The organism is Rhizobium brockwellii, assembly GCF_000769405.2.
Classification (GTDB): Bacteria; Pseudomonadota; Alphaproteobacteria; order Rhizobiales; family Rhizobiaceae; genus Rhizobium; species Rhizobium brockwellii.
Genome location: NZ_CP053441.1, coordinates 58,454 through 84,356 on the forward strand (window position 1 = coordinate 58,454; position 25,903 = coordinate 84,356).

General features: G+C 60.9%; 24 protein-coding genes and 2 pseudogenes. 15 read left to right on the plus strand and 11 right to left on the minus strand.

All coding sequences use genetic code 11. From position 1 onward, the window contains the following. Window positions 1–152: 152 nt before the first annotated feature. Entirely contained in the window at window positions 153–1,496 is a 1,344-nt protein-coding gene (locus RLCC275e_RS28350; protein ID WP_033183786.1) for an adenylate/guanylate cyclase domain-containing protein, read from the minus strand. A gap of 507 nt (window positions 1,497–2,003) precedes the next feature. Between RLCC275e_RS28350 and RLCC275e_RS28355 the strand changes: the two genes are divergently transcribed. Next, window positions 2,004–3,341, plus strand: a complete 1,338-nt coding sequence (locus RLCC275e_RS28355) for a nucleotide sugar dehydrogenase (RefSeq protein ID WP_033183785.1) — start codon at window positions 2,004–2,006, stop codon at window positions 3,339–3,341. Here the strand turns inward: RLCC275e_RS28355 and RLCC275e_RS28360 are convergent. After that, entirely contained in the window at window positions 3,331–4,557 is a 1,227-nt protein-coding gene (locus RLCC275e_RS28360; protein ID WP_171816979.1) for a DUF3095 domain-containing protein, read from the minus strand. The genes RLCC275e_RS28355 and RLCC275e_RS28360 overlap by 11 nt on opposite strands. Before the next feature lie 174 nt (window positions 4,558–4,731). Here RLCC275e_RS28360 and RLCC275e_RS28365 point away from each other — a divergent pair, with 174 nt between their 5' ends. Next, window positions 4,732–5,211, plus strand: a complete 480-nt coding sequence (locus RLCC275e_RS28365; protein WP_033183783.1) for a class I SAM-dependent methyltransferase — start codon at window positions 4,732–4,734, stop codon at window positions 5,209–5,211. 66 nt (window positions 5,212–5,277) lie between these two features. Here RLCC275e_RS28365 and RLCC275e_RS28370 read toward each other — a convergent pair whose 3' ends face one another. Then, window positions 5,278–7,068 carry an ABC transporter ATP-binding protein gene (locus RLCC275e_RS28370; RefSeq protein ID WP_033183782.1) on the minus strand — a complete coding sequence of 597 codons (1,791 nt, stop codon included), beginning with the start codon at window positions 7,066–7,068 and terminating at the stop codon, window positions 5,278–5,280. Window positions 7,069–7,421: 353 nt separating this feature from the next. Between RLCC275e_RS28370 and RLCC275e_RS34135 the strand changes: the two are divergent. After that, window positions 7,422–7,538 (plus strand): annotated as a pseudogene (locus tag RLCC275e_RS34135) (class I SAM-dependent methyltransferase); the annotation flags it as partial. A 7-nt stretch (window positions 7,539–7,545) separates the two neighbouring features. Here RLCC275e_RS34135 and RLCC275e_RS28380 read toward each other — a convergent pair. Then, the gene (locus RLCC275e_RS28380) at window positions 7,546–8,001 is read right to left on the minus strand and encodes an Rrf2 family transcriptional regulator (RefSeq protein ID WP_033183781.1); all 456 of its coding nucleotides are present in this window, start codon (window positions 7,999–8,001) and stop codon (window positions 7,546–7,548) included. A 131-nt stretch (window positions 8,002–8,132) separates the two neighbouring features. On the opposite strand from RLCC275e_RS28380, the gene RLCC275e_RS28385 reads away from it, so the two are divergent. Beyond that, window positions 8,133–9,038, plus strand: coding sequence for an NAD(P)/FAD-dependent oxidoreductase (locus RLCC275e_RS28385; RefSeq protein ID WP_033183780.1), 906 nt, complete (start codon window positions 8,133–8,135; stop codon window positions 9,036–9,038). A gap of 3 nt (window positions 9,039–9,041) precedes the next feature. Here RLCC275e_RS28385 and RLCC275e_RS28390 read toward each other — a convergent pair whose 3' ends face one another. Together RLCC275e_RS28390 and RLCC275e_RS28395 are read right to left on the minus strand one after the other, a co-directional pair. After that, window positions 9,042–9,920 (minus strand): FkbM family methyltransferase, encoded by an 879-nt coding sequence (locus RLCC275e_RS28390; protein ID WP_033183779.1) that lies wholly within the window; start codon window positions 9,918–9,920, stop codon window positions 9,042–9,044. Next, entirely contained in the window at window positions 9,920–11,638 is a 1,719-nt protein-coding gene (locus tag RLCC275e_RS28395; protein WP_130712248.1) for an adenylate/guanylate cyclase domain-containing protein, read from the minus strand. The genes RLCC275e_RS28390 and RLCC275e_RS28395 overlap by 1 nt, the downstream gene beginning before the upstream one ends. A gap of 179 nt (window positions 11,639–11,817) precedes the next feature. Here RLCC275e_RS28395 and RLCC275e_RS28400 point away from each other — a divergent pair, with 179 nt between their 5' ends. Then, window positions 11,818–12,906 carry a glycosyltransferase family 4 protein gene (locus tag RLCC275e_RS28400; protein ID WP_033183778.1) on the plus strand — a complete coding sequence of 363 codons (1,089 nt, stop codon included), beginning with the start codon at window positions 11,818–11,820 and terminating at the stop codon, window positions 12,904–12,906. Next, entirely contained in the window at window positions 12,906–13,658 is a 753-nt protein-coding gene (locus RLCC275e_RS28405; RefSeq protein WP_033183777.1) for a polysaccharide deacetylase family protein, read from the plus strand. The genes RLCC275e_RS28400 and RLCC275e_RS28405 overlap by 1 nt, the downstream gene beginning before the upstream one ends. 10 nt (window positions 13,659–13,668) lie before the next feature. Here the strand turns inward: RLCC275e_RS28405 and RLCC275e_RS28410 are convergent. From RLCC275e_RS28410 to RLCC275e_RS28420, 3 genes and pseudogenes are all read right to left on the minus strand, one after another. Then, window positions 13,669–13,917, minus strand: a pseudogene (locus RLCC275e_RS28410) (alpha/beta fold hydrolase); the annotation flags it as partial. A gap of 26 nt (window positions 13,918–13,943) precedes the next feature. Beyond that, window positions 13,944–14,318, minus strand: coding sequence for a GFA family protein (locus tag RLCC275e_RS28415; RefSeq protein WP_033183776.1), 375 nt, complete (start codon window positions 14,316–14,318; stop codon window positions 13,944–13,946). 154 nt (window positions 14,319–14,472) lie between these two features. Further along, window positions 14,473–15,303 carry an MBL fold metallo-hydrolase gene (locus RLCC275e_RS28420; protein WP_033183775.1) on the minus strand — a complete coding sequence of 277 codons (831 nt, stop codon included), beginning with the start codon at window positions 15,301–15,303 and terminating at the stop codon, window positions 14,473–14,475. Between the two features lie 510 nt (window positions 15,304–15,813). Here RLCC275e_RS28420 and RLCC275e_RS28425 point away from each other — a divergent pair. Both RLCC275e_RS28425 and RLCC275e_RS28430 read left to right on the plus strand, forming a co-directional pair. Beyond that, a complete protein-coding gene (locus RLCC275e_RS28425; protein WP_033183774.1) occupies window positions 15,814–16,482 on the plus strand; it encodes a GntR family transcriptional regulator in 669 nt (222 codons plus the stop codon). A 74-nt stretch (window positions 16,483–16,556) separates the two neighbouring features. Beyond that, complete coding sequence (locus RLCC275e_RS28430; RefSeq protein ID WP_033183773.1) at window positions 16,557–17,231, plus strand: GntR family transcriptional regulator; 675 nt, start codon at window positions 16,557–16,559, stop codon at window positions 17,229–17,231. An 8-nt stretch (window positions 17,232–17,239) separates the two neighbouring features. Here RLCC275e_RS28430 and RLCC275e_RS28435 read toward each other — a convergent pair whose 3' ends face one another. After that, window positions 17,240–19,135 carry a bifunctional sugar phosphate isomerase/epimerase/4-hydroxyphenylpyruvate dioxygenase family protein gene (locus RLCC275e_RS28435; protein WP_033183772.1) on the minus strand — a complete coding sequence of 632 codons (1,896 nt, stop codon included), beginning with the start codon at window positions 19,133–19,135 and terminating at the stop codon, window positions 17,240–17,242. A gap of 248 nt (window positions 19,136–19,383) precedes the next feature. On the opposite strand from RLCC275e_RS28435, the gene RLCC275e_RS28440 reads away from it, so the two are divergent. The 7 genes from RLCC275e_RS28440 to RLCC275e_RS28470 all read left to right on the plus strand — a co-directional run bounded on the left by RLCC275e_RS28440 (window position 19,384) and on the right by RLCC275e_RS28470 (window position 25,068). Then, complete coding sequence (locus RLCC275e_RS28440) at window positions 19,384–20,214, plus strand: transporter substrate-binding domain-containing protein (RefSeq protein ID WP_033183771.1); 831 nt, start codon at window positions 19,384–19,386, stop codon at window positions 20,212–20,214. 284 nt (window positions 20,215–20,498) lie between these two features. After that, window positions 20,499–20,942 (plus strand): type II 3-dehydroquinate dehydratase, encoded by a 444-nt coding sequence (locus RLCC275e_RS28445; protein WP_033183770.1) that lies wholly within the window; start codon window positions 20,499–20,501, stop codon window positions 20,940–20,942. Window positions 20,943–20,973: 31 nt separating this feature from the next. Next, on the plus strand, window positions 20,974–21,642 hold the full coding sequence (locus RLCC275e_RS28450; protein ID WP_130679361.1) for an amino acid ABC transporter permease: 669 nt from the start codon (window positions 20,974–20,976) through the stop codon (window positions 21,640–21,642). A 10-nt stretch (window positions 21,643–21,652) separates the two neighbouring features. After that, window positions 21,653–22,294, plus strand: coding sequence for an amino acid ABC transporter permease (locus tag RLCC275e_RS28455; protein WP_033183769.1), 642 nt, complete (start codon window positions 21,653–21,655; stop codon window positions 22,292–22,294). 53 nt (window positions 22,295–22,347) lie between these two features. Further along, the gene (locus RLCC275e_RS28460; protein WP_033183768.1) at window positions 22,348–23,112 is read left to right on the plus strand and encodes an amino acid ABC transporter ATP-binding protein; all 765 of its coding nucleotides are present in this window, start codon (window positions 22,348–22,350) and stop codon (window positions 23,110–23,112) included. A gap of 53 nt (window positions 23,113–23,165) precedes the next feature. Next, window positions 23,166–24,233 (plus strand): Gfo/Idh/MocA family protein, encoded by a 1,068-nt coding sequence (locus tag RLCC275e_RS28465; protein WP_033183896.1) that lies wholly within the window; start codon window positions 23,166–23,168, stop codon window positions 24,231–24,233. 4 nt (window positions 24,234–24,237) lie between these two features. Beyond that, entirely contained in the window at window positions 24,238–25,068 is an 831-nt protein-coding gene (locus RLCC275e_RS28470) for a shikimate dehydrogenase family protein (RefSeq protein WP_033183767.1), read from the plus strand. A gap of 54 nt (window positions 25,069–25,122) precedes the next feature. Here the strand turns inward: RLCC275e_RS28470 and RLCC275e_RS28475 are convergent, their stop codons facing one another. Beyond that, the gene (locus RLCC275e_RS28475) at window positions 25,123–25,890 is read right to left on the minus strand and encodes an SDR family oxidoreductase (protein ID WP_033183766.1); all 768 of its coding nucleotides are present in this window, start codon (window positions 25,888–25,890) and stop codon (window positions 25,123–25,125) included. Window positions 25,891–25,903: the final 13 nt, after the last annotated feature.

The window sequence follows — 25,903 nt, forward strand, 5'->3', positions numbered from 1 at the left end:
CAATGAAATTCCCCAGTCTTCTATGTTCCCGTTAAGGCACACTATCGTACCGCAAACGGGGTGTCTAGCTGATGACAATCATAGAAAAACCCCCACCTCCCGCCGAAGTTCCCAGGGCGAGACGCGCAGATTATGACAGGGGTTCTAGGCTGTTACTGGATGAATTTCTCCATGCTGGTGCGCTCGACATGTTTCTTTGCGTCGCGATGCAGGAGAATGACCTGCTCGGCTTCCGAAAGTCCGTTCTGCACGGCCTCGCGGAAGCTCTCGTCGACGTTGATGGCCGGCGCCGGCGCGCGCGGCTGCAGCACCGTCACCTTCTGTCGGATGCCGCGCAGCTTCTCTTCGCCGAGTGTCGTCCACTCACCGCCGCAATAACCGGCGAAGGCCTGACTGGCGACGACCTCGCGGCCGTATTTCTTGGTCAGGATCTGCAGGCGTTGGACCTCGTTGACCGCCGAGCCGAAGGCCGAGAAGGTCAGGCGGTCCTTGAGGCCGACATTGCCGAACATGACGTTGCCGACATGCAGGCCGATGCCGTAGCCGACCCTGGTCAGGCCCTTCTGCTCGCGGTCCCTGTTGAGTTCGGCGACCCGCGCCTGCGCCTGATGGACGGCCGAAAGCGCCGCCTCGCAGGCAATTTTCGATGGGTCCTTATGGCGTCCGCAAGGATAGACCGCAAGGAAGCCGTCGCCGAGGAAACTCAGGATCTCGCCGCCATTGCGGTTGAACGGGGCGGCGATCGCGTCGAAGAACTGGTTTAGCGTGTCGATATAGGCCTGCCGGCCTTCCTTTTCGGCATAGACGGTGGATTCGCGCATGTCGCCCATGACCAGGGCTGCGCGGATCGTCTCGCCGTCGCCGCGGCGGATCTGGCCGTTCAGCACCCGCTTGCCGGCGTCGCCGCCGAGATAGGTGGTCAGCATGTTGTTGGCGAGCTTGCCGAGCACCGCCATCTTGGCGGCGACCGCCAGATGGTTCTGCATCCTGAGCAGCGCATCGATCATGTCGTCGGAAAAGCCGGTGTTGTGGTCCGTCGACCAGGAGCCCATCATGCCCTGCACCGAGCCGTCGCCAAAGGGCTGCACGAAGGCCAGGTAGTCGGTGATGCTGTCCTTGCGCAGGTCCTCGAAAATCGGAAATTCGTTCGGCCCATCCTGAATCAGCCGGCGGCGGATGTGCTGCAGATTGTTGTCGAGCAGGTAATAATAAGGGCTCTGCAGGAAGCGGTCCGGCTTTTGCCCGGCAGGCATGCGGAAGCCCTCGATGGTGACGCCGCTGGCGCGCCGCCAGGTGAAGCTCAGCGCATCGTAGAGCGGATGCAGCATCGAGAAGGAAAGATGCACGCGCGCAAGTGGCAGGCCCGCAGCAGTCAGCCTTTCGCAGAAACCTCGGACAATGTTCTCAAGCTCGTCTCCGGCCAGCGAAGAGTTCGTCAGCCATTCAGCGACCCGGTCCAACAGGATGGACGACACGCTGGATTCGATCGTGCTCATTCTCGGTATGATCCTCATAAGGCACGCCATCCCCAAGAGCCAAAAGTCCCTCGGCCGGCACATTTTCATGCGCAGGTCACAAGGAAATCAGGATGTACGAGCGGTATTATTGTGTCAACGATCTGCCGAAAGCCCGGCAGCAGCGCCCCTCAGCTCCCCATATTCGGGGATCGGACGGGTGGTCCTTTCACGGTGGTTCATTATCAAAAGTCAAAATAGGGATGCTGCAAATGCGAAACAATGGGAGCTTCAATTTTTTGTGCGCTCAAGTTGCAGCAAAGGGTGAGGCCTGAGTCATTTCCGCCACGGCCTGCTAGCGGATTTGGGTATCAATGTCACGCGACATCCCGGCCCAGGAGATCGGCGAGAGGGTTAGGCTGAGCGCTGCCATTGGCGCCAATCGGACGGCCGTGCCGCCGGAAAGACGAGGAAGATCCGCGCCCGGGTTTAATTTGCCTGGATCATGCATTAGATCAGCCTTCTCTTCCCCGTTTGAAAGATCCCGCCTTGGCCACCTCCACCTTCGATACGCTTTTGCAGAAGATCGAAACCCGCGCGGCCCGTGCCGGCATCATCGGCCTCGGCTATGTCGGCCTGCCGCTGGCGATGGCGGTGGCGCGCAGCGGCTTTGCGGTCACCGGCTTCGACATCGATCCGGGCAAGATGGTGGCTCTCGATGGCCGCCGCTCCTATATCGACGCGGTGAGCGACGAGGCGCTGTCTGCCGAGATCGATGCGGGCCGCTTCAAGGCGACAACCGATTTCGCCGGCCTTGCCGAGTGCGACGTCGTCATCATCTGTGTGCCAACGCCGCTCACCAAACATCGAGATCCCGACCTTTCCTTCGTCGAGGCGACGTCGCGCTCGATTGCCGCGCATTTGCGCCCCGGTCAGCTCGTCGTACTGGAATCGACCACCTATCCCGGCACAACCGATGACGTGGTGAAGGTCATTCTCGAAGGCACCGGGCTGAAATCCGGCTCTGACTTCTTCGTCGGCTTCTCGCCGGAGCGCGAGGATCCGGGCAACCAGCATTATCATACCGCCACCATCCCCAAGGTCGTCGCCGGCGACGGGCCTGAGGCGCTGGCGCTGATGAAGGCCTTTTATGGGGCGGCGGTATCATCCGTCGTTCCGGTCTCGTCGAATGCGACGGCCGAGGCCGTGAAGCTTACCGAAAACATCTTCCGCTCGGTCAACATCGCCCTCGTCAACGAGCTGAAGACCGTCTATGCGGCAATGGGCATCGACGTCTGGGAAGTCATCGACGCGGCCAAGACCAAGCCCTTCGGCTACATGCCCTTCTACCCCGGCCCCGGCCTTGGCGGCCATTGCATCCCGATCGATCCCTTCTACCTCACCTGGAAATCGCGCGAGTACGAGCTGCCGACCCGCTTCATCGAACTCGCTGGCGAGATCAATTCGGCCATGCCGCGTTATGTCGTCGGCAAGCTTGCCGAAGCGCTCGATATCCGCGCTGGCAAGGCGCTGAGCCGCAGCAGGGTGCTGGTGCTCGGGCTCGCCTACAAGAAGAACGTCGCCGATATCCGCGAGAGCCCGTCGCTGCGGCTAATCGAGATCATCGAGGAGCGTGGCGGACACGCAGATTACCATGATCCCTTCGTCGCCGAGATCCCGCCGACGCGCGAATACCAGGCGCTGAAGGGCCGCAAATCGGTGACGCTGACGCTTGATACCATTGCCGGCTACGATGCAGTGCTGGTGGCGACCGATCACGACAAGGTGGATTATGCGGCGCTCGCAAAAAACGCCTCGCTGATCATCGACACGCGCAACGTCTTCAACCGGCTCGGCCTCTCGGCCGATCACGTCATCAAGGCGTAACGGAAACAGCCGAAAGCGACTTGCCGGTGATCTGGCTCGCGGCCACCGCATAACCGCCAGCGGCGCCATCGATGAAATGGATGTGATCGCGCGCGATCGGCGTCGGCACGAAGCAGGTCATCAGCGCTGAGGATTGTCGATGCAGGCCGTAGCGGGCCACACCCTTGGCCCGCGCCTGTTGCAGCAGGGTCTCGATGCGCTTCAGGTGTTCGGCGTCGACGTCGATTGTCATCTTCAGCCCGTCGTCGAACTTGCGGAAATCGGAATTGTCGGCGACGTCGCGCTTGTAGCGGCGGGCATCGAAGCGGCCGAGCGGAATGCCGAACCTGTAGCACGCGACCGTGATGCCGAGTTGCAGGAAGATGAAGAGCTTCTGCCACAACCGCCGGCGCGGTGGCGCGGTGGCTTTGGCCTCGCGATTGATGCCATGCAGCGAGAAGGCAAGGTCCGGACCATCGGCCGGTACCGGATGGCTGTTTCGATTCTGCTCGGTGGTGATGGCGACGATGCCGCTGACGAGCTCTTGAAAATCTCGGCCTGGCCGGCCTTCGCCGGGCACGGCGATAATCGAGACGATCTCGCCGTTTCGGGCATCGATCGGGCTCCAGCGGCAGGAGAGACCGGTAAGATCCGGGCGGGTTCCAGCGGGCGCGCGGGCAATGCCGTAACGGCCGAGCTTCATCTGTCTTTCGGCCCAGCTGGTGCCGCCGCCCCAGAACATCGCATAGGTGACATAAGGGCTTGCGGAATAACGCGCGACGCGGACGTCGAGGCCCTCGGCGCGGGTGTCGGCGACCGGCACGATGGCGATGCGCAGCACCAGGTTCAGATCTTCCTCGACCCAGACCTGCGCGGCGGCAAGGGCGTCGCGTGCCGCCGCCTCCAGCGAACCCGGAAGCGCGATCAGCGCGCCGTCGCCGCCGAAGACGAAGGGATAGTCGCCCTTGCCGACGGCATTCAACACCGCTGAAATGACGCTGGCGCCCGCCATGTTGACGTCCTTGTAACGGCCGGCGCCGATCGCCTGCGTCGAGCCGACGATATCGGCGAGCGCCAGCACCCATCCATCCGGCAGCGGCCGGTAGTTGGCAGCGTCGGTCACGCCCTCGAATTCGCTGAAGAGCGGCACTTCGGCAAAGAAATCTTCGTCGGTCACGGTTTTCATGTCATCGAGCTTAGCACAGACCCATGTTGCCACTGCAACGCCAATTCCCATTTACGGCAATCGACTTGGCAAGGTTTCATGTGTTAGAGCCTTTCTTCGTTTCCGGGACGCACGGAAACGCCCTATCTTTTTGTTTTTATGCAATTCCGAACGCAAAACCGCTCCCGCACTTTTTGCTGGAATTGCTCCAGGACCGCTAACGACTTCATGACGGATACGGATTAGATGAGCCGCCTCGACAGCTTCATTCGCCGGTTGACGGCTCAACGCGACATTCTGAACTCGATCATCGATCTGGTGGGGGAAATTCAAGGCCCGGTGCTGGAATTCGGCCTCGGCAATGGCCGCACTTATGATCATCTCCGCGAGAATTTTCCCGGCCGGCGCATTGTCGCTTTCGACTGGGAAGTGCGTTCCTATTCGGCCTCAACACCAGCGGCACAAGATATGGTGACCGGCAATATCCGCGAGTCCGGCCAGACCTTCGTCGGCATCGGCGCAGCACTTGCCCATGCCGACATCGGCACCGGCCATGACGAGATCGACGCGGTGACCCTGACCTGGCTGCCGCAGCTGATGGCCGGCGTGCTCGCCCATAACGGCATCGCCGTCAGCGGGCTGCCGCTGGAGCATCCCGAGCTGGTGGCGCTGCCACTGCCTGACGGCATCAAGGAAGGCCGTTATTTCCTTTATCGGAGGAGATAGCATCAGCAATTGAAAGTGCTACAGCGCCGCGCGTCTGAAAAGAGGCGCGGCGCTGTCGTGTTTCGGTTACGCCACCAGGCCCTTGGTCAGTTCCAGCGCCTGGCGCTCGAACAGCCGGCGATAGATACCGTTGTTAAGCCTGATCAGCGCCTGGTGGTCACCTTCTTCAACAATCTTTCCCTTGTCGAAGACCAGCAGCCGGTCCAGCGCTCGCACTGTGGACAGCCGGTGCGCGATGACAAGTGTCGTGCGGCCGTTCATCAGGCGTTCCATGGCCTGCTGGATCTGCACTTCGCTCTCGCTGTCGAGGCTCGATGTCGCTTCGTCCAGAATCAGCACCGGCGCGTCCGCCAGGAAGGCACGGGCAATGGCGACACGCTGCCGCTCGCCGCCCGACAGCTTGACGCCGCGTTCCCCCACCATCGTCTCATAGCCCTTGGGAAGGTCCATGATGAAGTCGTGGGCGCTGGCCTGTTTTGCCGCCTGCTCGATCTCGCGCCGCGAGGCGTTCGGCCTGGAATAGGCGATGTTTTCCGCCAGCGTACGGTGGAACAGGATGGGCTCCTGCTGCACGATGGCGATCTGGCCGCGCAGGCTGGATTGCTTGACTGCTGCGATATCCTGTCCGTCGATGCGGATTTGGCCCGAGTTGACGTCATAGAGGCGCTGGATGAGCTTGACGAAGGTCGTCTTGCCAGAACCCGAATGTCCTACCAGGCCGACGCGCTCACCCGGCTTGATGATGACCGAAAAGTCTTCATAAAGCGGAGTGGGATGAGCGCCATACTGGAAGGTGATGCGATCGAAGACGATCTCTCCCTCGCCAATCTTGATCGGCTTGGCGTTCGGCTTGTCCTCGATGCCGAGCGGCATCTTGTCGAGCAGCACCAGTTCTTCCATGTCGTTGACGGCACGCTGCAGATTGCGGATGTCCTGGCCGACATTGCGCAGATAGCCTTGCAGAACGAAGAACATTGCCAGCACGAAGGTGATGTCGCCAGGCGTCGCCAGCCCCTGCCGCCACATCACCAGGCCAGTTCCCAGAATGCCTGCCTGCATCGAAACCATCAGGAAGCCCTGGATCGTGCCGCTCAATGTGCCGCGCTTCCATGTCCGTCGCGTGCGGCTGTCCCATCTGGCGAGCACCTGGCCCAGTCGCGTCTCTTCGCGTCTCTCGGCCCCGAAGGCCTTGACCACCGAATTGCAGCTGATGGCATCCGCCAGTGCGCCACCAAGCTTGGTGTCCCAGGCATTGGCAAGCCTTGCCGCCGGCGACACGAAGCCCATGGATAGTGCCACGGTCACGCCGATATAGATCAGCGATCCCGCAGCCACGATCAGGCCCATGATCGGCCAGTAGCTGCCGAGCACGATGCTGGCGCCAACCAGCATGACGATGGACGGCAGCAGGGCTACCAGCGGCAAGTCGTTGAGCGCGTCGAGCGCCCACATGCCGCGGGTGATCTTGCGCACCGTCGAACCGGCAAAGCTGTTGGCGTGCCAGTCGGTCGAGAACCGTTGCACCTTGTGGAAACCGTTATTCGTCACATCCGCCATGGTGCGCAGCGTCAGCCGGATGATGCCGTTGAAGATGAACCAGCGCAGTGCCACGCTGGTCAGGCCCAGAGCCACGACGATGACGAAGGCGCGGAGCGCCCGGTCAGCCGCATTGCTGCCGGCAATGGCATCGACGATCTGGCCGGAAAACACCGGCACCATGACTTCGGCCAGCGTGCTGGCAATGACCAGCACAATAATAACGCCCACCAATACAGGTCGATGGCGCCAATGATGGAAAACAAAGCCGAGCACATGGCGATAGGCATCGGCGCGGAAATCGAGCTTCTTGCGAGTCATTTTAATCGCTCGGCGCCATGTCGGCTGCCGGTCCTCAAAATCGAGAGTTGGATGGCACAGCCCAAGCGGGAGACGAAATGATCCCATCAGATCAATCGGGCTATGAATTAAGGGAAAACCGCATGTCGGGCGCGCTTGAGGCGGGCCGCGAATGGAAATGACCTAGTGTCGGGACATTCCGCACGGGAAGGTTTCGATGATTGCTGGCATGCAACGCCTCCCTTATGTTTGAACTAAAGCGGTGAGCGTTTTGTACCGAAGCAATTCGCCATTGCCAAGCGGATATTTGCAACCTTACAGAAAGTGATGCGGAAACGACACACCTTGTGCGCTTGCGAGGAGACAGGTCGACCGGCGTGCTCGCCGATAACGGCATCGCCGTCAGTTGTCTACCGCTGGAGCACCCCGAGCTTCTGCCTCTGCCTGCCGACGTCAAGGAGGGCCGCTATTTCCTCTACCGCAGGACGTAATCCCCGCTCAGGAGGCGCAGGAATAGGATGTCGCCGGGAGCGCGGTCAGTTTTGCCTCGAAGTCGGCGGCGATTTTGTCCAGCGTCACGCTGTCCAACCGTTGCAGGAGCAGGGCCTGGGCTTCCTTCATCGCGTCGCCAAGGGCGACATTCACCGCCTGCTCCACACGACACTGCGGCTGATCGTCGGCTGGGCCGATGGCGAAGAGATGCGGCTCGCCGATGGCGCGGTAGACGTCGAGAAGGGTAATCTCAGACAACGGGCGCACCAGCGTCCAGCCACCGCCATGGCCTTTTTCGGAGCGGACGTAGCCCTGTTCGCGAAGGCCGGCCATGGTGCGGCGGACGACAACCGGATTGGTGTTCAGCATTTTCGCAATCATGTCGGAGGTCGCCGAATGCTGGTGTTTATCCATGTGGATCAGCACGTGCAGCATGCGTGAAAGGCGGCTGTCATTGCGCATGATTCTCTTCCTGTCGATCGGGAGGGTCATTATCGCAAGCCGATCGTAACAAGACAAGTAACATGATGCTTGACGGCGCCAGTTCATGTAACTTATGTTGAGTCATGAGTTCAATATCAAGGGAGAGCCCCATGCCGTTCGAAGCCATTATCATCGGCGGAAACTTCGCCGGCCTTTCGGCCGCCATGCAGCTGGCCCGGGCGCGGCGGCGGGTTCTGCTTATTGACGCCGGAGCGCCGCGCAATCGGTTTTCTGAAGCGTCGCATGGGTTCTTGGGCCAGGACGGCCAGACGCCGGCAGCGATCATGCGGGAGGGAAAACGGCAGCTTTCGCTCTATCCGAGCATCACCATCCGCGAGGGGAAAGTCGTCCGGGCGCAGAGCGATGGTGACGCGTTCATCGTCAGCACCGAAGACGGCGGCGAAGAACGAGCCGCGCGCATCCTACTTGCAACCGGCGTCAGCGACACGCTGCCCAAAATCCCCGGCCTGCAGGAGCGATGGGGCCGCTCCGCGCTGCACTGTCCCTATTGCCACGGTTTTGAGGTCAGCGGCGGCAAGCTCGGCGTTCTCGCAAACCATCCGCATTCGGCCCATTCGGCCATGATGATCCCGGACTGGGGAGCGACGACCTTTTTCACCCAAGCGCTGTTCGAGCCTGATGAAGAGCAATTGGTGAAGCTGACCGGCCGAGGCGTCCGGATCGAACGCAGCCCTATCGTGGAATTGTTGGGCGAAAATCCGAAGCTTGAGGCCGTTCGCCTCGCCGATGGCCGCGTCCTGCCGCTCGATGCCGTCTTCGTCGCGCCGAAAACGGCGATGGCGAGCCCGGTTGCCGAACAGCTCGGCTGCGCCTTTGACGACGGCCCGTTCGGGCCAATCATTCGGATCGCCGATAACAAGGAAACCACCGTCAAGGGTGTCTTCGCCGCCGGCGATGCGGCAAGCGCCATGCACAATGCCACGCTCGCCTCCGCCTCAGGCGTGCTCGCCGGCGTGCACTGCCATCAATCGCTTGTCATGCAGTCGGCCGTATAGCCTCTAAGGCAAAAACAGTACGTTGTACTGATCGAAATCGCCCGGCAGCTCACGGACCTTCATTTCCTCTTCGCGATCCTCGAAGATGACGAGGCAATTCTCGTAGAAGCCGGAAAGCATTGATATGAAGGCCTTCGTTCCCTCCGGGCCGTAAAAAAGCGGCGTGAACTCCATGTAGAGCGGCACGCGGCGGGCAAGCAGCGGCTGCATTGAGCGGCAGGCGACCGGCTCGTAGCCCTCGATATCCATCCAGACAAGGCCGATTGCGGCCGGATCGACCGAAAGTCCGGCAAGGATCTCGGAAACCGGCTTCACCGGCACACTGATCTTCTTGTCTGTCGGGCTTTGGCGGATGGCGCTGCTCTTGCCGTGATTGTTGAGGTTGAGGAAAAAGTCGATCTCGCCTTCGTGTTCGCCGGCGGCGCAGTTGACGAGGCGGACCTTCTCCTCCAGCCGGTTCTGGCGGATGTTAAGTTGAAGAAGCGGGAAATTGCGTGGATCGGGCTCGATGCTGATGATTTTGATGTAGGTGTCGCTGAGGGCGAAATAGACGGTCTGGGTGCCGATATTGCCGCCGATCTCCAGCAGCGTCGCGTCCTTTCGCAAAAGGCCGCGCTCGCGCAGGATGACGATCAGCCGGTCGACGGCCTCGCGTTCGAAATGGCCCTTCCGGAAGACCTTGCGGCCGATATAGTCGGCGGGCGAGAAGGTCATCAGGTGGTCGCCGGCATCGACCGTCATCGAGACGACGCGCGGGCCGATATTCTCGATCAGCAGGCGGCGGCCGAAGCGGGTGTCGAAGAAGCGCGAAGCGGCGGCATTGCGCGCCTTGCGCAAGCGGCGGCTCCAGTATTTGGCGGTCAGCCAGGGCTTGCCGGGCATCAGGCTTTTCCTTCGAGCGGCTCTGCCGCTTTCTCTCTCGGAATGACGTAGACTTTCAAGGGCAGGGCCCGGCCGCGCACACTGATTTCACGGCTTTCGATGCCGGCGAGATCAGCACCCGAAAGGGTCGCTACCGGCTCGGAGATGACGATCGCCGCCTCAAACTCCTTGGCAGCGGTCTCGAGCCGGCTCGCAACATTGACGGTATCGCCGATCGCCGTCATGCTGCGCACCCGGCCGTATCCCATCGTGCCGACGACGGCCGGGCCGGTGTGAATGCCGATCGCGATGCGCAGCGGCAGCGCCAGTTCGTCGGCCAGCTCGGCGGCGAGTTTCTCGATCTCGGCGACGATCGCTGCTGCAGCGGCGAGCGCCTGGCGGCAGGCTTCCTCCGGCGTGGAGTTGAGCCCGAAGAGCGCCATGGCGCCGTCGCCGATGAACTTGTCGAGCCGCCCGCCCGACTGCTCCACCGCCTTGCCGATGATGGCGAAATAGCGGTTCAGCAGGAAGACGACATCGAAGGGCAGGCGGGTTTCCGTCAGCGTGGTGAAATGGCGGATATCGACGAAGAGCACGGCGATCTCGCGCTCGCGGCCGGGGCTCGTCTCCTGGCTGTTGGCGGGAAGGGCCGCCTCGATCGCCGGCACGAGAAGTGGCGCGACGGCAACGTCGCGGTTCGGGCGAAGCTGGCAGGCGAGCCGGACATCCGGGCCGGCATTGATGCGCCTCAATGTCGTCTGTTCCATCTTGTCGGGGGCCGGCAGGCTGTCATAATCGCCAAGGATCTGCACGCGGCAGGTGGAGCACTGGCCCTTGCCGCCGCAGACGGCATAGTGCGGTAGGCCGCCGAGCCGGCTTGCTTCCAGCACCGAGAAGCCGCGCGGCACACGGATCACCTCGCCGCCCGGATAATGCACGGCGACCTGGTCAAGTCGCTCCTTCAGCTTGCGCCGGGCGCGGGCGAAGACGACGATGAGGAGAGAGGCGGAGAAGGCGCCGTAGAGCCCGGCACGGATCATGGCGACCTGCCGGTGAACTTCCGGGTTCGAGGCGTAACGGGTGTTGACGCCCTCCTTGTAGGCGCTGATCGTCATTGCCTCCTGGTAGGAGGGATCGGCAAGCGTCCGGCCCATTTCGACGAAGCCGAGCAGCGAGAGCACCGGCACAAGGATCGCAAGCGCCAGCAGCAGCGGCGCAAAGTCCGGATACCAGGGCCGATAGCGCAGCCAGAAATGGATGCCGATGCAGCCGTGGATCCAGACGGCGACGACACCGAACACCTGCCGCACGCCGTTTGTCGGGTTCCTGATCCAGAGCGTACTGATGACCGTCTCGTAGTCATCGATGTAGCCGTAGAACTCGTGGGCGATGCGCGTGCCGATGACATGATCCATGAGCAGCAGCGGGATCATCAGGCCGAGCACGATCTGCGCCATTTCCCCCTTCGGCATGACGAGGCTGCGGCGCATGTAGATGGCGCGCAGCACCAGTGCGATATGGATGAGCACCGACGAATAGAAGATTGCGGTACCCAGAGGATTGCGCCAGATCGCCAGAAAGAGGTGGGCAGCCTTATCGGCAGCGGTGACTGAAATCAGGCCAATCGCATGGTTCGACAAATGCAGCAGAACGAAGATGAAAATGACGAGGCCGGAACCGAGCCTCGCCCTTCTGATCGCACGTTCCGAAAAAATCCCTGTGGCCGAGACCGTCGTCATTCATTCCCGTTCTTGTCGATGTAACTGCAGGCCCATAGAGATTGAGAAAGAGGCGGAATTGCTTCGATCGCGATCACATTTCATATGCTTATGCGCAAGTTTTCGGCAAAGGGACAATAGCGGAATTTTCCCGACAGGCGCGAAAGTTGTAAACAGTGTGTCTTACCTGAGGTGTTCCAATGCGGGTGGCTTTCTACGCGCCGATGAAATCGCCGAACCATCCGGTGCCGTCCGGCGACCGGCTGATGGCGCGGCTGTTGATCCAGGCGCTGGAGCTCGCCGGGCACGAGGTCGACGTCGTCTCCGAATTCCGCACCTATGCCTCGACGCCGGAGGCGGCAGCCGCGCTCGAACCCGCTATCCGCGCGGAGCTGGAGCGACTGCGGCTGACATGGAAATCCGAGCTGCGACCGGAACTCTGGTTCTGCTATCACCCCTATTACAAATCGCCCGATCCCTTCGGGCCGGCGATATCTGCCGAATTCGCCATTCCCTATGTCACCGCCGAAGCCTCCTATGCGGCAAAACGTGACCGAACCGGCTGGGCAGCATCACAGAAGCGCGTGGGCGAGGCGATCATGCAGGCGGCGGTCAATATCAGCTTCACCGAACGTGACCAGGCCGGGCTTTCAGCCACCTTTCCGCAGGCGAGGCTTGCCGGGCTGACACCTTTCATCGAGACGGCGCTGTTCGAGAAGGTGTCGCCGGCGTCCGATCCGCACCGGCTGATGACCGTCGCGATGATGCGGGCCGGCGATAAGATGGACAGTTACGCGATGCTTGCAAAAGCGTTGCGGCTGATCGAAGACCAGCCTTGGACGCTGGCCGTCATCGGCGATGGTCCGATGCGGCAGGAGGTGCAGGCGCTCTTTGCCGACTTTCCCGGCCGAATCGAATGGCTGGGCGAGCGGAATGCCGGCGAGATCGCCGAACTGCTCGGGCGCGGCGGCGTCTATGTCTGGCCCGGCTGCGGCGAGGCCTATGGCCTTGCCTATCTGGAGGCCCAGGCCGCCGGCCTGCCCGTCGTCGCGCAGGAAACGGCAGGCGTGCCAGCGGTGGTCGAGGCTGGCGTGACCGGGCTGCTGACGCCGGATGGCGATGTCGCCGCCTATGCCGACGCCGTGGCTGCCCTGCTTGACGACAGGCAAAGGCGCGACGCCATGGGGCAGGCGGCGCGGCGCTTCGTGCTCGGCGAGCGCTCGCTTGCGATGGCGGCGCAGCTATTGAACGGAATTTTGCGCGACAGCGCAGCAACAGGAGTGACGTGATGACCGACGGAATAGCCTGGGACCCCCTGCGCCGCGAGCTTGACCGCTGGCAGGCCGCCGGCCGCGTGGCGCGGTTCTGGCTGCGGGATGACGACGCCATCGAGCCGACGCAGGCGCTGGAGACGCTGATGGCGCTGGCGGGCGAAAGCGGGGTTCCGCTGATGCTCGCGGTCATTCCCGGCCTGACCGGCGAGGCCTTGGCCGCGCGCCTAGTGGAGGAAACAGTCATCACTGTTGCGGTGCATGGCTGGTCTCATACGAACCATGCGGGGCCGGAGGCGAAGAAGCAGGAACTCGGCGGTGAGCGGCCGGCGGAGGTCGTGCTCGGCGAGTTGCGTGAAGGGTTCCGGCTGCTAAAGCGGCTGCATCCGGCCCGCTTCCTGCCGATGCTGGTGCCGCCGTGGAATCGGATCGACGCGGCCCTCATCCCGGCGTTGCCCGGGCTCGGATTTGCAGCCCTTTCGGTCTACGGGCGGGCAAAGCAGGAGGGTCCGGTGCCGCTGCTCAACACCCATGTCGACATCATCGACTGGCACGGTACGCGCGGCGGACGGGGCGAGGCGGAATTGGTGGTCGAACTGGTGGCCGAGCTTCGCGACCGGTTTGCCGGCAGCGAGGAACCTATCGGTGTCCTAACCCACCATCTGGTGCATGATGCGGCAGCCTGGGATTTCCTGTCGGCCTTGTTTGCGATCACTGCCCGGCATCCCGCCGTCGGTTGGTCGGCGGCGTCGGAACTGCTAGGGCCTTAGACATTGCCGATCAGGCGGCGTGAACGCGTCCGACAAACTCTCGCATGAGTACGATGGCATCGAGATGCGTCTCGAGCAGCCAGTGGCCGCTGCCGAGCAGATGCAGTTCGGCATCCGCCAGATCGCGCAGATTGGCCCGCGCCGTTTTTTCCGGCATGAAGTGGTCGTTCGGACCCCAGACGATCAAGGTCGGAGGCCGGTATTCGCTGAGGTATTTGCAGTGTTCCGGACACCAGGCCCGGTTCTCCTTCGGTGAAGCTCCTCAGAACCGTTCTTCGTTTCTCTTCAGCTTCGGTCTTCCTCATACTGCTCGGCGCCTTCCACCGGTCGCAGCCACGGCTCACGGCGTTTGATCCAGAGTTCGTAGCTCGGCACAAGAGGTGTCGGGGCCTCGGACAGAATGCCAAGCTTGATTTCCGCCTCCTGGTCGTCGGCGGAAAACAGCCGCGAACCGCAGCCGGTGCAGAAATGCCGACCTTGGAACGCGGCGGTTTGCCCTGAATGTTCGAATTGGCCAGCTGGCCAGATCCCGTAGAAGGTAAAGGCCGAACCGCTTTCTTGCCTGCAGTCCGTGCAATGACAGATTCCAACGCGCAAGGGTTCGCCCCGGACAGAAATATGCACCTGCCCGCAGAGACACTTTCCGGAAAGCACGGTCATGACTGATGCCTGTTTCGTTGATTTGCGCTGCCGGTAAAACGGTCCGGCCCGGCATCTGTTCCGTCGTGACGTCGCAGGACTGCTCAGTTCGACGGATAGGTTCTCTGTCGAAGAGCGTCAGACTGGACAAGATGAAGGCGGCTTCAGCGGCCTGCTAGATCACCACGACCTGATTGTCGCGCGCGGCAAAGGATTCGGGAAAGGCTGCCTGCGCCTGCATTTCCATCTGCGCCAGTTGTTCGTCGGTGCGGGAGGGAGCGTGGTGGAACAGGGCAAAGCGCTTGGCGCCTGCCATCTTCGCGAGCTCGGTGCCGTGCTGCCAGGTCGAATGGCCGAAGCCCTTGAAACGCTGCATCTCGTCTTCATTGTAGGTGCAGTCGTAGACGACGAGATCGGCGTCCTGCATCATCTCGAGCGAGACCGGATCGTAGCTGCCGGGAATATGCTCGATATCGTAGATGAGAGCGACCGAACGGCCCTGCCATTCGATGCGGTAACCAATGGCACCGCCTGGATGGTTCAGCATGAAGGTCTTGATCTTGACGCCCGGCCGCGGGTTCAGCACCTGACCGGCATGAAAATCGCTGAAATTCATCGTCGCCTGACAGATGTCGGTCTTGACGGGAAACCAGGGCGGGCTGATGAACTGCTCGACCATTTCCCGCGTGCTCATCTTGCCATCGAGATGGCCGGACCAGATGTTGACGTTGATCGAGGGATAATAGATCGCCTTGAAGAACGGCAGGCCGATGATGTGGTCGTAATGGCAGTGGCTGAAGAACAGGTCGACGTCGCTGACGCTGTCGGCGAGCAACGACAACCCCGCCTCGCGCAGGCCGGAGCCTGCGTCGAAGATCATCCGATGTTCTCCGCAGCGAATTTCGATGCAGGAAGTGTTACCGCCGTAGCGATCGAACTCGGGGCCAGACACGGGGATACTGCCGCGGACGCCCCAAAATTTTACCTGAAACAGTTCTGTCGTCATCTTTCTTCAAACCGGCCTTCCCGCATCGCCATCGTAGTCATAGTTCATCTCGATGCGAAGCAGCAGAATTCCACGGGTTTGTCTGTTCCCCTTTGTATTCTCCTAACCGCTAACGGAAGAAGAAGTAGATTTTCCTAAGCAATCGGCTTTCGGTTCGGAAAGCAAGCCAGTATGGTTGGTTTTCGGTAAACGCGCTGCCGAGGGCGGGGAACATTTTCCCGTAAGTCATGCCTATTAGATGGTTGCGCGCGATTGAAAAAGCAATTGCCGCCATGTTGAGGCGGAAATCCAGGTTTTAAGAGCAGCAGGAAAGCCGCGCCGAAGGGCCTGGTCCAACAGGCTTGGGGCGGCCTATTTGGGCCGGTCCTGTCCGACCCGGTGGCTTCCGCCTTGTCCGGGAAAACCAGCATCATATGAGAAAATTGGGCTTCCTATTGTGCGAATGTTTCCTTGATTGCAATTGCGAAAAAGCGATATATCCGAGGATATAGGAAATATAAGAGACTCGCCATGTTGCAGCCGGTTATCAACGAGACCATTGCCGAGAGCAGCTACAGGCGCATTCGGGCCGACATCATTTTTGGCCGGCTGACTCCCGGGCAAAAATTGAAGCTGGAAAGCCTGAAGGAGTCCTACGAGACCAGCATCAGCACACTTCGCGAAGTGCTGAACCGGCTGTCCTCCGAGGGGCTTGTCGTCGCCGAGGGGCAAAAAGGTTTCGAAGTGTCTCCGGTGTCGGTTTCAGACCTCAAGGAGACGGCGGCGCTGAGGCTTCTCCTGGAAACACATGCGCTGGAGCAGTCGTTCGTGCATGGCGACGTGGAGTGGGAAGCTCCGCTGGTATCCGCACATTACAAATTGGCGCGGATGGAACAGGTGATGGCATCCGGTGACACCAGCAGGGCCGAGGACTGGAAGCGCTACGACTGGGAGTTCCACCAAGCCTTGATATCCGCCTGCGGGTCGAAACTGCTGATGGAGACGCATTCGGTGATCTTTGACAGATATCTCAGATATCAGATGGTTGCCTTGTCTTATCGAGGCGATGTCGCGGCCAATGAACACCAACAGCTTTTGGATGCGGCATTGCGACGTGACGCGGAGACGGCGAAGCGGGTTCTTGTGATGCATATTCAAGGCGGCGTCGAACATGCGCTGGCGAGAGGGACGCTGAGATAGAAATGGTTCGGACGTTTCTCTTCGAACTTTAGGTCCACCACGTAAATTGTGTTTCGGCGAAACCAGGAAAAGCCATGCTCAAGCAAATCCACGACCCGGCTGAAACAGTAAGCGATGTCGTCTTCCGGCAGATCCGCGAGGATATCATATCCGGGACATTGCCGCCGGGAGCCAAGATCAAGCTGGAACAGGCAAAGGAGCGTTACTCCATCGGCATTTCATCGCTGCGCGAAATTCTGAGCCGCCTGACCACGGAAAACCTCGTTGTCGCCGAAGGGCAGCGTGGTTTTGAAGTCAGCCCCGCTTCGCGCCGCGAACTCCTCGAACTCGCCGACCTCAGGATCGTTCTTGAAACACATGCGATCGGCCTTGCCTTCGCTGCGGGAAATCTTGAATGGGAGGGGCGTATCGTCGCCGCCCACCACCGGCTGGCTGCCGCCGAACGCAAGCTCCTTGCGGGCGACGTCTCGCGGACAGTCGACTGGGTCCGATACGACTGGGAGTTCCATCAGGCCATTGTCTCGGCCTGCAATTCAGCGACGCTGATGGCGACATTGTCATCGGTCTTCGACCGCTTTCTCCGCTACCATATGCTGGCCGAAAGTTTTCGCGGAAAGCCTGTTGTCGATGACCACAGGCTTCTGTTTGAACTTTCCATTCAGCGCGACGTCGCCGGCGCGACCGACGTCGTCAGACGGCACGTTCAAAGCGGCGTGGAGCATGTGCTCAAGAGCGGGCGGATTGCCTAAACCATAGCTCAATAGGCGTCTTTCGGAATTCCTTCCGGACGCATCTGTTTCTTCAGAGCGGCGATCCGGAAAATAGCGTTCGGCGCGCCATAGCCGCGGTAGCCGCGGCGCTCGACGATCTCGAAAAAGAAACCCTCTCCATAGGTTCCGCTATAGAGCTGGAAATATTCGCCATGCTCGTCGCGGTCATAGAGGATGTTTTCCGCCTTCAGCCGCTCGGTCAATGCAGGATCGAGGCCGAAGCGGGCTTCGACGTCGTCGTAGTAGTTCGGCGAGATGTGCAGCGATCTGAAACCGCAAACACGAAGGCTTTCCGCGGTCACAAAGATATCGTCCGTCAAGAACGCCAGGTGCTGTATGCCGGCCCCGAATTTTTCGGCGATGAAATGTCCCGCCAGAGTGCGGCGATTCTCGGCACCGTTCATGGTGATGCGCAGCGCCCCGGTGTCGTTCTCGACGACTTGGCTGCGCACCACCCCGGCCGGATCGATGATATCGACCATCGGGGTCTTCCGCGTCTCGAAAATCGACGTGTAGAACAAAAGCCAGGTGAGCATTTCATCGTAACCGACCGTCTGGGCGACGTGATCAATGCGCAAAAGCCCCGCGGACGGCGCGTCGGTATCGTCCGTGACCGGTTGAAAGTCGATTTCGGAGAAGCGACCCAATGCGCTCTTGTCGTCGATGAGATAGACGATCCCACCCCCTACGCCCCGAATGGCAGGCAGCTCGAGTTCACCGTCTGCGACAGGCTGGGTGAATGGCTCGGCATCCAAGGCGAGCGCGCGCTCATAGGCCTTTGCGGCATCGTCGACGACCAGGGCCATGGCATAGGCAAAAGTGCCGTGAACGGCATAAGCCGCGTTGGCGAATCCTGCCTGATCGACATTGACGAGGATCCGGATCTCGCCCTGCTCGAAAAGAGAGACTTTCTTCGTGCGGTGGATTGCCGTCTTTTTGAAACCGAGGGTGCGCAGCAATGCAACCAGCTCGACTTCGTCTTCCTCGTCCGTGGCGAACTCGACGAAACCGACGCCCTTGACGGAGGGCCTTTCCGGCATCGCCGCTCCGGTCATGCTGCCGATGCCGAGATGGCGTCGGACCTGATCGCCAAGATAGATCAGCGAGCGGTGGCCATCGGCGGCAATCGCCCGTGACAAACCGCCTCGAAACTGGTCGTTGAAGATCTCCAGGGAGAAATACCCGTCATAACCTGTCGCCGCGACGGCTTCGGTAAACGCCGTGACGGGAAGATCGCCTTCCCCCGGCATGTTTCGGAAGTGGCGGCTCCAATAGAGCAGGTCCATGTCGATCAACGGGGCATCGGCAAGCTGGACGATGAAGATCTTCTCCTTGGGAATCGAACGGATGGAATTGACGTCGATCTTGCGCGACAAGGTGTGGAAGCTGTCGAGGATAAGACCGACATTCGGATGATCGGCGCGACGGACGATCTCCCAGGCGTCGCGGTGGTCGCTGATATGGCGGCCCCAGGCAAGCGCCTCGTAGCCAACCCTCAGTCCACGCCGGGCGGCACGCTCGCCGAGTTCATGAAAGTCCGCCGCCGCCCGGTCGATGCCGCCGATGGCTGCCGGCGAGACGTTCGAGCAGACGAGCACCAGCTCCGTTCCGAGCTGCTGCATGACGTCGAACTTCCGTTCCGCGCGGTCAAACGTGCGGCTTCGCAGCGGCTCCGGCATGCCTTCGAAATCACGGAACGGCTGAAACAGGGTGATCTCCAGGCCATGATCGCGGACGAGTTTTCCGACATCGGCCGGGCTTCCGTCGAAGGCGAGGAAATCATTTTCGAAGATCTCGACGCCGTCGAAGCCCGCTCGGGCGATCGCCTCGAGCTTTTCCGGAAGTTCGCCGCTGATCGTGACAGTCGCAATCGAGGTCCTCATGTCAAAGCCCTTCCGATATCGGTGCGAGATAAACCGAGCGTCAAACACGACGATGCGTCCCAGAAACCGCTCGCTACTATTATGGCAAATGTCGTGAGGAATTCAAATAGCGTGTCTTATTATAAATTCTCATATGATTTTGAAAAACTCTGTTGATTTGAGTGCTCGTCTCTGGCAATCATTCCTCTCACAGTCAAAAGGTGAGGTGGCTGTCCGGTCCATGGACCGTTCCAAGGAGGAGAAATTACATGTTCAAGTCTATGCTAACGCGTCGAAACGCGATGCTCGGAGCCGCCGCCCTCGTGGCAGCCGTCACCCTGGCGCAGCCGGCCGCCGCCGTCACGCCCGATGAGATCAAGGCTCGCGGCAAGATCATCGTCGGAATTCAGGGTGACAACCCGCCCTGGGGCTTCGTGACCAGCGGCGGCAAGCAGGACGGCCTCGACGCCGACATCGCAACGCTGTTTGCCAAGGAACTCGGCGTTTCCGTCGAGTTCGTGCCGCTTGAAGTCAACAACCGCATTCCCGCTCTGACGGCCGGCCGCGTCGACGTTCTGTTCGCGACGATGGCGATGCTGCCGGATCGCGCAAAGGCCGTGCAGTTCAGCAAGCCCTATGTCGCCAATGCCATCGTCCTGATCGGTCCGAAAAAGGCTGAGATCAAAACGAATGCCGACATGGCCAAGTTCACGGTCGGCGTCGCCAAGGGAGCTGCTCAGGACACGCAGGTCACCAAGAACGCGCCGCCGAGCACCACGATCCGGCGCTATGACGGAGACGCGGCAAGCGTCCAGGCGCTGGTGTCCGGCCAGGTCGAGACGCTTGGCGGCAACATCTTCTACATGGATCGGCTGGAGAAGGCCCGTCCGGGCGAATTCGAAAACAAGCTTGAATTCCAGAAGCTCTACAACGGTGCTTGCACGCGTCTCGGCGAAAAGGAAATCAATGCGGCGCTGAACACCTTCATCGACAAGATCAAGGCCAACGGCGAACTCAAGGCCGTCTACGACAAGTGGATGAAGGTTCCGGTCCCGGAATTCCCGGAAACGCTGGAAGGCATTCCGTTCGCGGCGAACTGAGCCAACGGTAAAGGATGGCTGCCCCTCACCCTAACCCTCTCCCCGTAAAAACGGGGAGAGGGGACGTGCCCTGCGAGGGGTGCGCGAGGGACGGAGAGGTCGCAGCTTGTCCCTTCTCCCCGCCTGCGGGGAGAAGGTGGCGGCAGCCGGATGAGGGGCAGGCGGCGATCGCCTTGGGGCGGGGATTTTGACGTCCAGACGAAGCCCTTCCCAATGAAGGCGGGCAGCCATGCCCGTCAACGCAACCGCCATGCCTATGGCCAGGCCCGTTTGAGGTGCGCGACATGACCAGAACCATTTTTGTGCTCAACGGGCCGAATCTCAATCTTCTCGGTCAGCGCGAGCCGGCAATCTACGGGACCACGACGCTTGCCGACATCAAGAAACGATGCGTTGCCAAGGCAAAGTCTTTGGGGTTCGACGTCGAGTTTCGGCAGACCAATTTCGAGGGCGAACTGGTCGAGAGCGTGCACCAGGCCCGGACCGATGCTTGTGGCATCATCATCAATCCCGCCGGTTATACCTTCACATCGATCGCTCTTCTCGATGCCTTGAAAATGTTCGACCCGCCGAAGATCGAACTGCATATCTCCAATGTCCATGCGCGCGAGAGCATCTACCATAATTCGCTGATCTCGCGCGTTGCCACGGCGATCATGATCGGCTTTGGAGCCGATGGCTACGAACTGGCTATCCAGGCGATGGCAGGAATGGTCAAGAGGGACTGAATTTTCAGGAAGACGGACCGGAAGGATCGCCATGAATTATAAGTTGGATTTCACCCCGGTCATAGATGGCCTGCCGAACCTTCTGCTCGGCTGCCTCGGGACATTCTTGCTTGCCATTTGTGGGATGCTGCTGGCGATCATCATCGGAATTGGCGGCGTTGCGCTGCGCGATTCCGCTCTGAAGCCAGCACGATGGCTGGTCATCGCCTTCGTCGAATTGATCCGCAACACGCCGTTTCTGGTGCAGATCTTCTTCATCTACTTCGCACTTCCGCTGACAGGCATCAGACTGGATCCGACGCCGACGGCGATTATCGCGCTCGGCATCAACGGCGGCGCCTACGCCATCGAGATCATTCGCGGCGGCGTTCAGTCGATCCCGAAGGGACAGATGGAAGCGGGGCTGGCCCTTGGTCTGCACAAGGCTCAGGTCTTCCGGCTGATCATTCTCAAGCCGGCACTGCGGGCGATCTATCCGTCTTTGACCAGCCAGTTCGTCCTCCTGACGCTGACCACCAGCATTGCATCGGCGATTTCGGCCTACGAGCTGACCTCCGTATCGCAGCGCATCGAGTCGGAGAGTTTTCGGAGCTTCGAGGTCTACTTCACGGTCACGGTTTTCTATTTCGTGATCTCCTGGCTGATGATGCGCATCTTCGCGCTGTTTTCGGCGCGCTACTTCAAATATCCGGTCAAGTAGGAGGAATTCCATGGGTCACGAAGAATTCGTCTTCCTCCTGATCGGCTTGAAATGGACCGTGGTCCTGTCGGCCGTCGGCTTCGTCTGCGGCGGCATTGCAGGGCTCGGCGTCGCCCTTGCGCGCGCCTCGGGCATACCGCTGCTGGAACGCCTGACGGCCGGCTATATCGCCGTCTTCCAGGGAACACCGCTGCTGATGCAGCTTTTCGTCGTCTATTACGGCCTGGCGCTGGTGGGGCTGATGCTCGACGCCTGGGTGGCCGTTGCCATCGGCCTGACCCTGCATGCCAGCGCCTATCTGGGCGAGATCTGGCGCGGATCGATCGAAGCGGTTCCGCGCGGCCAGACGGAAGCGGCAAAGGCTCTCAGCCTCAGATACATCTCCCGCATGAAGGATGTCATCCTGCCGCAGGCGCTGCGCATCTCGCTGCCTGCCACGGTCGGCTTCCTCGTGCAGCTGATCAAGGGCACCTCGCTTGCATCGATCGTCGGCTTCACCGAGCTGACGCGGGCCGGCAACATCATCTCCAACCAGATCTTCCAACCGCTGACGGTCTTCGGCGTCGTCGGCATTCTCTATTTTCTGATGTGTTGCCCACTGACGATTCTTGGCGCGCGCCTCGAACGAAAGTTTGCCGCCTCTGCGCGCTGATCCGCATCCCTCGTCTTCGATGCGGTCCAGCCCGCCAATATGGAGTTCTACTGATGACCAGTCCCAGTCCTGCTCAAGGCGCAGAAACCATGATTACCATGGAGCGGGTGGAGAAGTGGTATGGCGCTTTTCAAGCCCTGCACGACATCAACATATCGGTTCGCAGCGGCGAGAGGATCGTCTTGTGCGGGCCCTCCGGCAGCGGCAAGTCGACGCTCATTCGCTGCATCAACCACCTCGAGACCTACGAAAAAGGTGAAATCCGCGTCGGCGGGATTCTCCTAGGCAATCAGGCCAAGACCATCGATGCGATCCGTCGTGAGGTCGGCATGGTCTTCCAGCAGTTCAATCTGTTTCCGCATCTGACCGTGCTGCAGAACTGCATGCTGGCGCCGATGAAGGCTGCCGGCGTCGGCAAGGCGGAGGCTGAGGAAAGGGCACGCGGGCTGCTCGAGCGGGTCAAGATCCTGGAGCAGGCCGACAAATATCCGGTGCAGCTTTCGGGTGGCCAGCAGCAGCGCGTCGCCATTGCCCGCGCGCTGTGCATGCGGCCGAAGGTGATGCTGTTCGATGAGCCGACGTCGGCGCTTGATCCGGAGATGGTCAAGGAGGTTCTGGATACGATGATCGCGCTGGCCGATGAGGGCATGACGATGATCTGCGTCACGCACGAAATGGGCTTTGCCCGCCAGGTCGCCGATCGCGTGATCTTCATGGCAAGCGGCGCGATCGTCGAGGAAGCCCCGCCAGCCGAGTTTTTCACAAGTCCGCAGCATGAGCGAACCAGGAAATTCCTCGGAGAAATCCTGCGGAAGTAAGTGGTTTCAAGATCGATATGTCGTCGAAATCTGGCAAATTCCGGGAGCTGACAATGAAGCCGTTAAAGATTGCAGTCATGGGAGTCGGCCTCATTGGCAGACGCCACGCCGAGCGAATTATATCCGAGCCCGGGACCATTCTTTCGGCGGTGGTCGATCCTTCTCCGGCTGGTCGCGACTTTGCCGAGAATGTCGGCGCCCGATGGTACCGGAGCTTCTCGGACATCCGCGTCGAGGACAGGCCTCACGGCGTCATCGTGGCAACGCCGAACCAGCTCCACGTTGAGAACGGAATGGAGATCGTCGCTGCCGGCATCCCTGTCCTGATCGAGAAACCGATCGCCGACGATGTCGATGCTGCAGCGGCACTGGTTGCCGCCGGCGAGAAGGCAGGCATACCGCTGCTGGTCGGCCATCACAGGCGCCACAATCCGATGATCCAGGCGGTCAAACAGATCGTCGACGGCGGAAGGCTTGGCCGGATCATCGCGGTGCACGGCACGTTCTGGGTCGCCAAGCCCGACGACTATTTCGATATACCCTGGCGGCGCGAAGCGGGCGCCGGCCCGGTCTTCGTCAACCTGATCCACGATGTCGATCTCTTCCGATATCTCTTCGGTGAGGTCGAAGCCGTCCATGCGATGGAATCGCAGGCCGTGCGGAACCATGCCGTCGAGGATACGGCTGTCGTGACGCTGCGTTTCGCAAATGGGGTGCTTGCCACTCTCAACGGCAGTGATGCCGTGGCTGCGCCCTGGAGCTGGGAGATGACCACCGGGGAGAACCCCGCTTTCCCCCGCTACGATCAATTCTGCTACCAGATCGGCGGCGCCAAGGGTTCGCTCGGAATTCCCGATCTGACGCTGTGGACGAGCCCTTCGAGGCCCGATTGGCTGGAGCAGCTTGCCCAGGAACGCGTGCCTTACACAGCAGCCGATCCCCTTTGCGTTCAGCTCAGACATTTTTGCGACGTCATTCGTGGCGATGCCACGCCTCTGGTGAGTGGCCGGGAGGGCCTCGCTACGCTCAGGGTCATCGAAGCGATCAAGAGATCGGCGCGCTCGGGACAGATGATCCACCTCTCCAACGCGAGCGCCTCTTCCGATCCCCAGAAAGTCTGACCACATGATCACCGGGACGACCAAACTCATCGCGCACCTCGGCTATCCCACGGAGTCCTTCAAGGCCCCGCTGATCTACAATCCGTACTTCGAGAAGAACGGAATTGATGCCGTCGTCGTGCCGATGGGCTGCAGGCCGGAGGACTATCCGGCGTTTCTGAAGCTTCTGTTCCGGCTATCCAATATCCACGGTGCTCTGATCACGATGCCGCATAAGATTTCGACGATGGCGCTGCTCGACGAAACGTCGACCAACGCGAAAGTCGCCGGCTCGTGCAATGCAGTGCGTCTCGGTTCGGACGGCAGGCTGATCGGTGACATGTTCGATGGCGAGGGCTTCGTTCGGGGCGTGTTGCGCAAGGGTAAAAAGGTTGAAGGAGCACATGCGCTCATCGCGGGTGCCGGCGGCGTCGGCTCGGCGATCGCGGCGTCGTTGGCGCAGGCGGGCGTGAAGCATCTGGCGATCTTCGACGCCAACGAGACGACCGCGACCGCGCTGCTGGACAGGCTGAAGAAATACTATCCGCAGCTTGAAGTGACGGTGGGCTCTGCCGATCCGGCAGGTTTCGACATTGTCGTCAATGCGACACCTCTCGGAATGCGACGGGGTGACCCGCTGCCAATCGATATCGACCGCATTTCGCCTTCGACCTTCGTCGGCGAAGTCGTGCTGACGAAGGAGATAACCCCTTTTCTCGAGGCCGTGCGGGCGCGCGGCTGTGCATTTCAGGTGGGGACGGACATGTTGTTCGAACAGATCCCCGCCTATCTCGAATTCTTCGAATTCCCGACGACGACGGCCGACAATCTGCGTGCCATCGCCAAACTCGGATGATGCGAATTTAGAGCATGACGCCGAAGTGTAGGCGGTTTTCGGAGACAGCCTGTTCTACAGCGAGGCGGTGATGCCGCCATCCACCGTGAGCATGTGGCCGTTGACGAAGGAGGAGGCATCCGAGGCCAGGAAGACGGCGGCGCCGACAAGCTCCTTGACCTCGCCCCAGCGGCCGGCTGGCGTGCGGGTTTCCAGCCAGCCGGAAAACTTGGGATCGTCGACGAGCGCCTGGTTAAGCGGAGTGCGGAAATAGCCCGGCGCGATCGCATTGACCTGCAGGCCGTATTTCGCCCAGTCGGTCGCCATGCCGCGCGTCAGGTTCTTCACTGCGCCCTTGGTGGCGGTATAGGGCGCGATGCCGGGACGGGCGAGTTCGGCCTGGACGGAGGCGATGTTGATGATCTTGCCGCGGCCGCGCGATATCATCGCCTGGGCGACCGGCTGGCTCACATAGAACAGGCTGGAGACGTTGGTCTTGAAGATCTCGTCCCATTTGTCGACCGGGAAGTTCTCCAGCGGTGCGCGGAACTGCATACCGGCATTGTTGACGAGGATGTCGATCGGGCCGATCTCCGCCTCGATATAGGCGATGGCGGTGCGGCTCGCCTCCGCATCGGTGACGTCGAAGGCGGCGCTGACGGCATGGCGATGGCTGCGACGGATATCCTCGGCGGCGGCCTCCGCCTTCTGCGCGTTGCGGCCGTTGATGATGATCGAGGCACCATGCTCGGCAAGCCCGACCGCCAACGCGCGGCCGATTCCCTGGCTGGAGCCGGTGACGAGGGCGCGGCGGCCTGAGAGGTCGAAGAGGGGAAAGGTCACGAGACTGCTCCTG

Bases quoted from the DNA above. Each gene is read 5' to 3' on its own strand.
- RLCC275e_RS28350 (WP_033183786.1), bottom strand. From the start codon at position 1,496: ATGAGCACGATCGAATCCAGCGTGTCGTCCATCCTGTTGGACCGGGTC.
- RLCC275e_RS28360 (WP_171816979.1), bottom strand. From the start codon at position 4,557: ATGGGAATTGGCGTTGCAGTGGCAACATGGGTCTGTGCTAAGCTCGAT.
- RLCC275e_RS28365 (WP_033183783.1), top strand. From the start codon at position 4,732: ATGAGCCGCCTCGACAGCTTCATTCGCCGGTTGACGGCTCAACGCGAC.
- RLCC275e_RS28370 (WP_033183782.1), bottom strand. From the start codon at position 7,068: ATGACTCGCAAGAAGCTCGATTTCCGCGCCGATGCCTATCGCCATGTG.
- RLCC275e_RS28380 (WP_033183781.1), bottom strand. From the start codon at position 8,001: ATGCGCAATGACAGCCGCCTTTCACGCATGCTGCACGTGCTGATCCAC.
- RLCC275e_RS28385 (WP_033183780.1), top strand. From the start codon at position 8,133: ATGCCGTTCGAAGCCATTATCATCGGCGGAAACTTCGCCGGCCTTTCG.
- RLCC275e_RS28390 (WP_033183779.1), bottom strand. From the start codon at position 9,920: ATGCCCGGCAAGCCCTGGCTGACCGCCAAATACTGGAGCCGCCGCTTG.
- RLCC275e_RS28395 (WP_130712248.1), bottom strand. From the start codon at position 11,638: ATGACGACGGTCTCGGCCACAGGGATTTTTTCGGAACGTGCGATCAGA.
- RLCC275e_RS28400 (WP_033183778.1), top strand. From the start codon at position 11,818: ATGCGGGTGGCTTTCTACGCGCCGATGAAATCGCCGAACCATCCGGTG.
- RLCC275e_RS28405 (WP_033183777.1), top strand. From the start codon at position 12,906: ATGACCGACGGAATAGCCTGGGACCCCCTGCGCCGCGAGCTTGACCGC.
- RLCC275e_RS28415 (WP_033183776.1), bottom strand. From the start codon at position 14,318: ATGACCGTGCTTTCCGGAAAGTGTCTCTGCGGGCAGGTGCATATTTCT.
- RLCC275e_RS28420 (WP_033183775.1), bottom strand. From the start codon at position 15,303: ATGACGACAGAACTGTTTCAGGTAAAATTTTGGGGCGTCCGCGGCAGT.
- RLCC275e_RS28425 (WP_033183774.1), top strand. From the start codon at position 15,814: ATGTTGCAGCCGGTTATCAACGAGACCATTGCCGAGAGCAGCTACAGG.
- RLCC275e_RS28430 (WP_033183773.1), top strand. From the start codon at position 16,557: ATGCTCAAGCAAATCCACGACCCGGCTGAAACAGTAAGCGATGTCGTC.
- RLCC275e_RS28435 (WP_033183772.1), bottom strand. From the start codon at position 19,135: ATGAGGACCTCGATTGCGACTGTCACGATCAGCGGCGAACTTCCGGAA.
- RLCC275e_RS28440 (WP_033183771.1), top strand. From the start codon at position 19,384: ATGTTCAAGTCTATGCTAACGCGTCGAAACGCGATGCTCGGAGCCGCC.
- RLCC275e_RS28445 (WP_033183770.1), top strand. From the start codon at position 20,499: ATGACCAGAACCATTTTTGTGCTCAACGGGCCGAATCTCAATCTTCTC.
- RLCC275e_RS28450 (WP_130679361.1), top strand. From the start codon at position 20,974: ATGAATTATAAGTTGGATTTCACCCCGGTCATAGATGGCCTGCCGAAC.
- RLCC275e_RS28455 (WP_033183769.1), top strand. From the start codon at position 21,653: ATGGGTCACGAAGAATTCGTCTTCCTCCTGATCGGCTTGAAATGGACC.
- RLCC275e_RS28460 (WP_033183768.1), top strand. From the start codon at position 22,348: ATGACCAGTCCCAGTCCTGCTCAAGGCGCAGAAACCATGATTACCATG.
- RLCC275e_RS28465 (WP_033183896.1), top strand. From the start codon at position 23,166: ATGAAGCCGTTAAAGATTGCAGTCATGGGAGTCGGCCTCATTGGCAGA.
- RLCC275e_RS28470 (WP_033183767.1), top strand. From the start codon at position 24,238: ATGATCACCGGGACGACCAAACTCATCGCGCACCTCGGCTATCCCACG.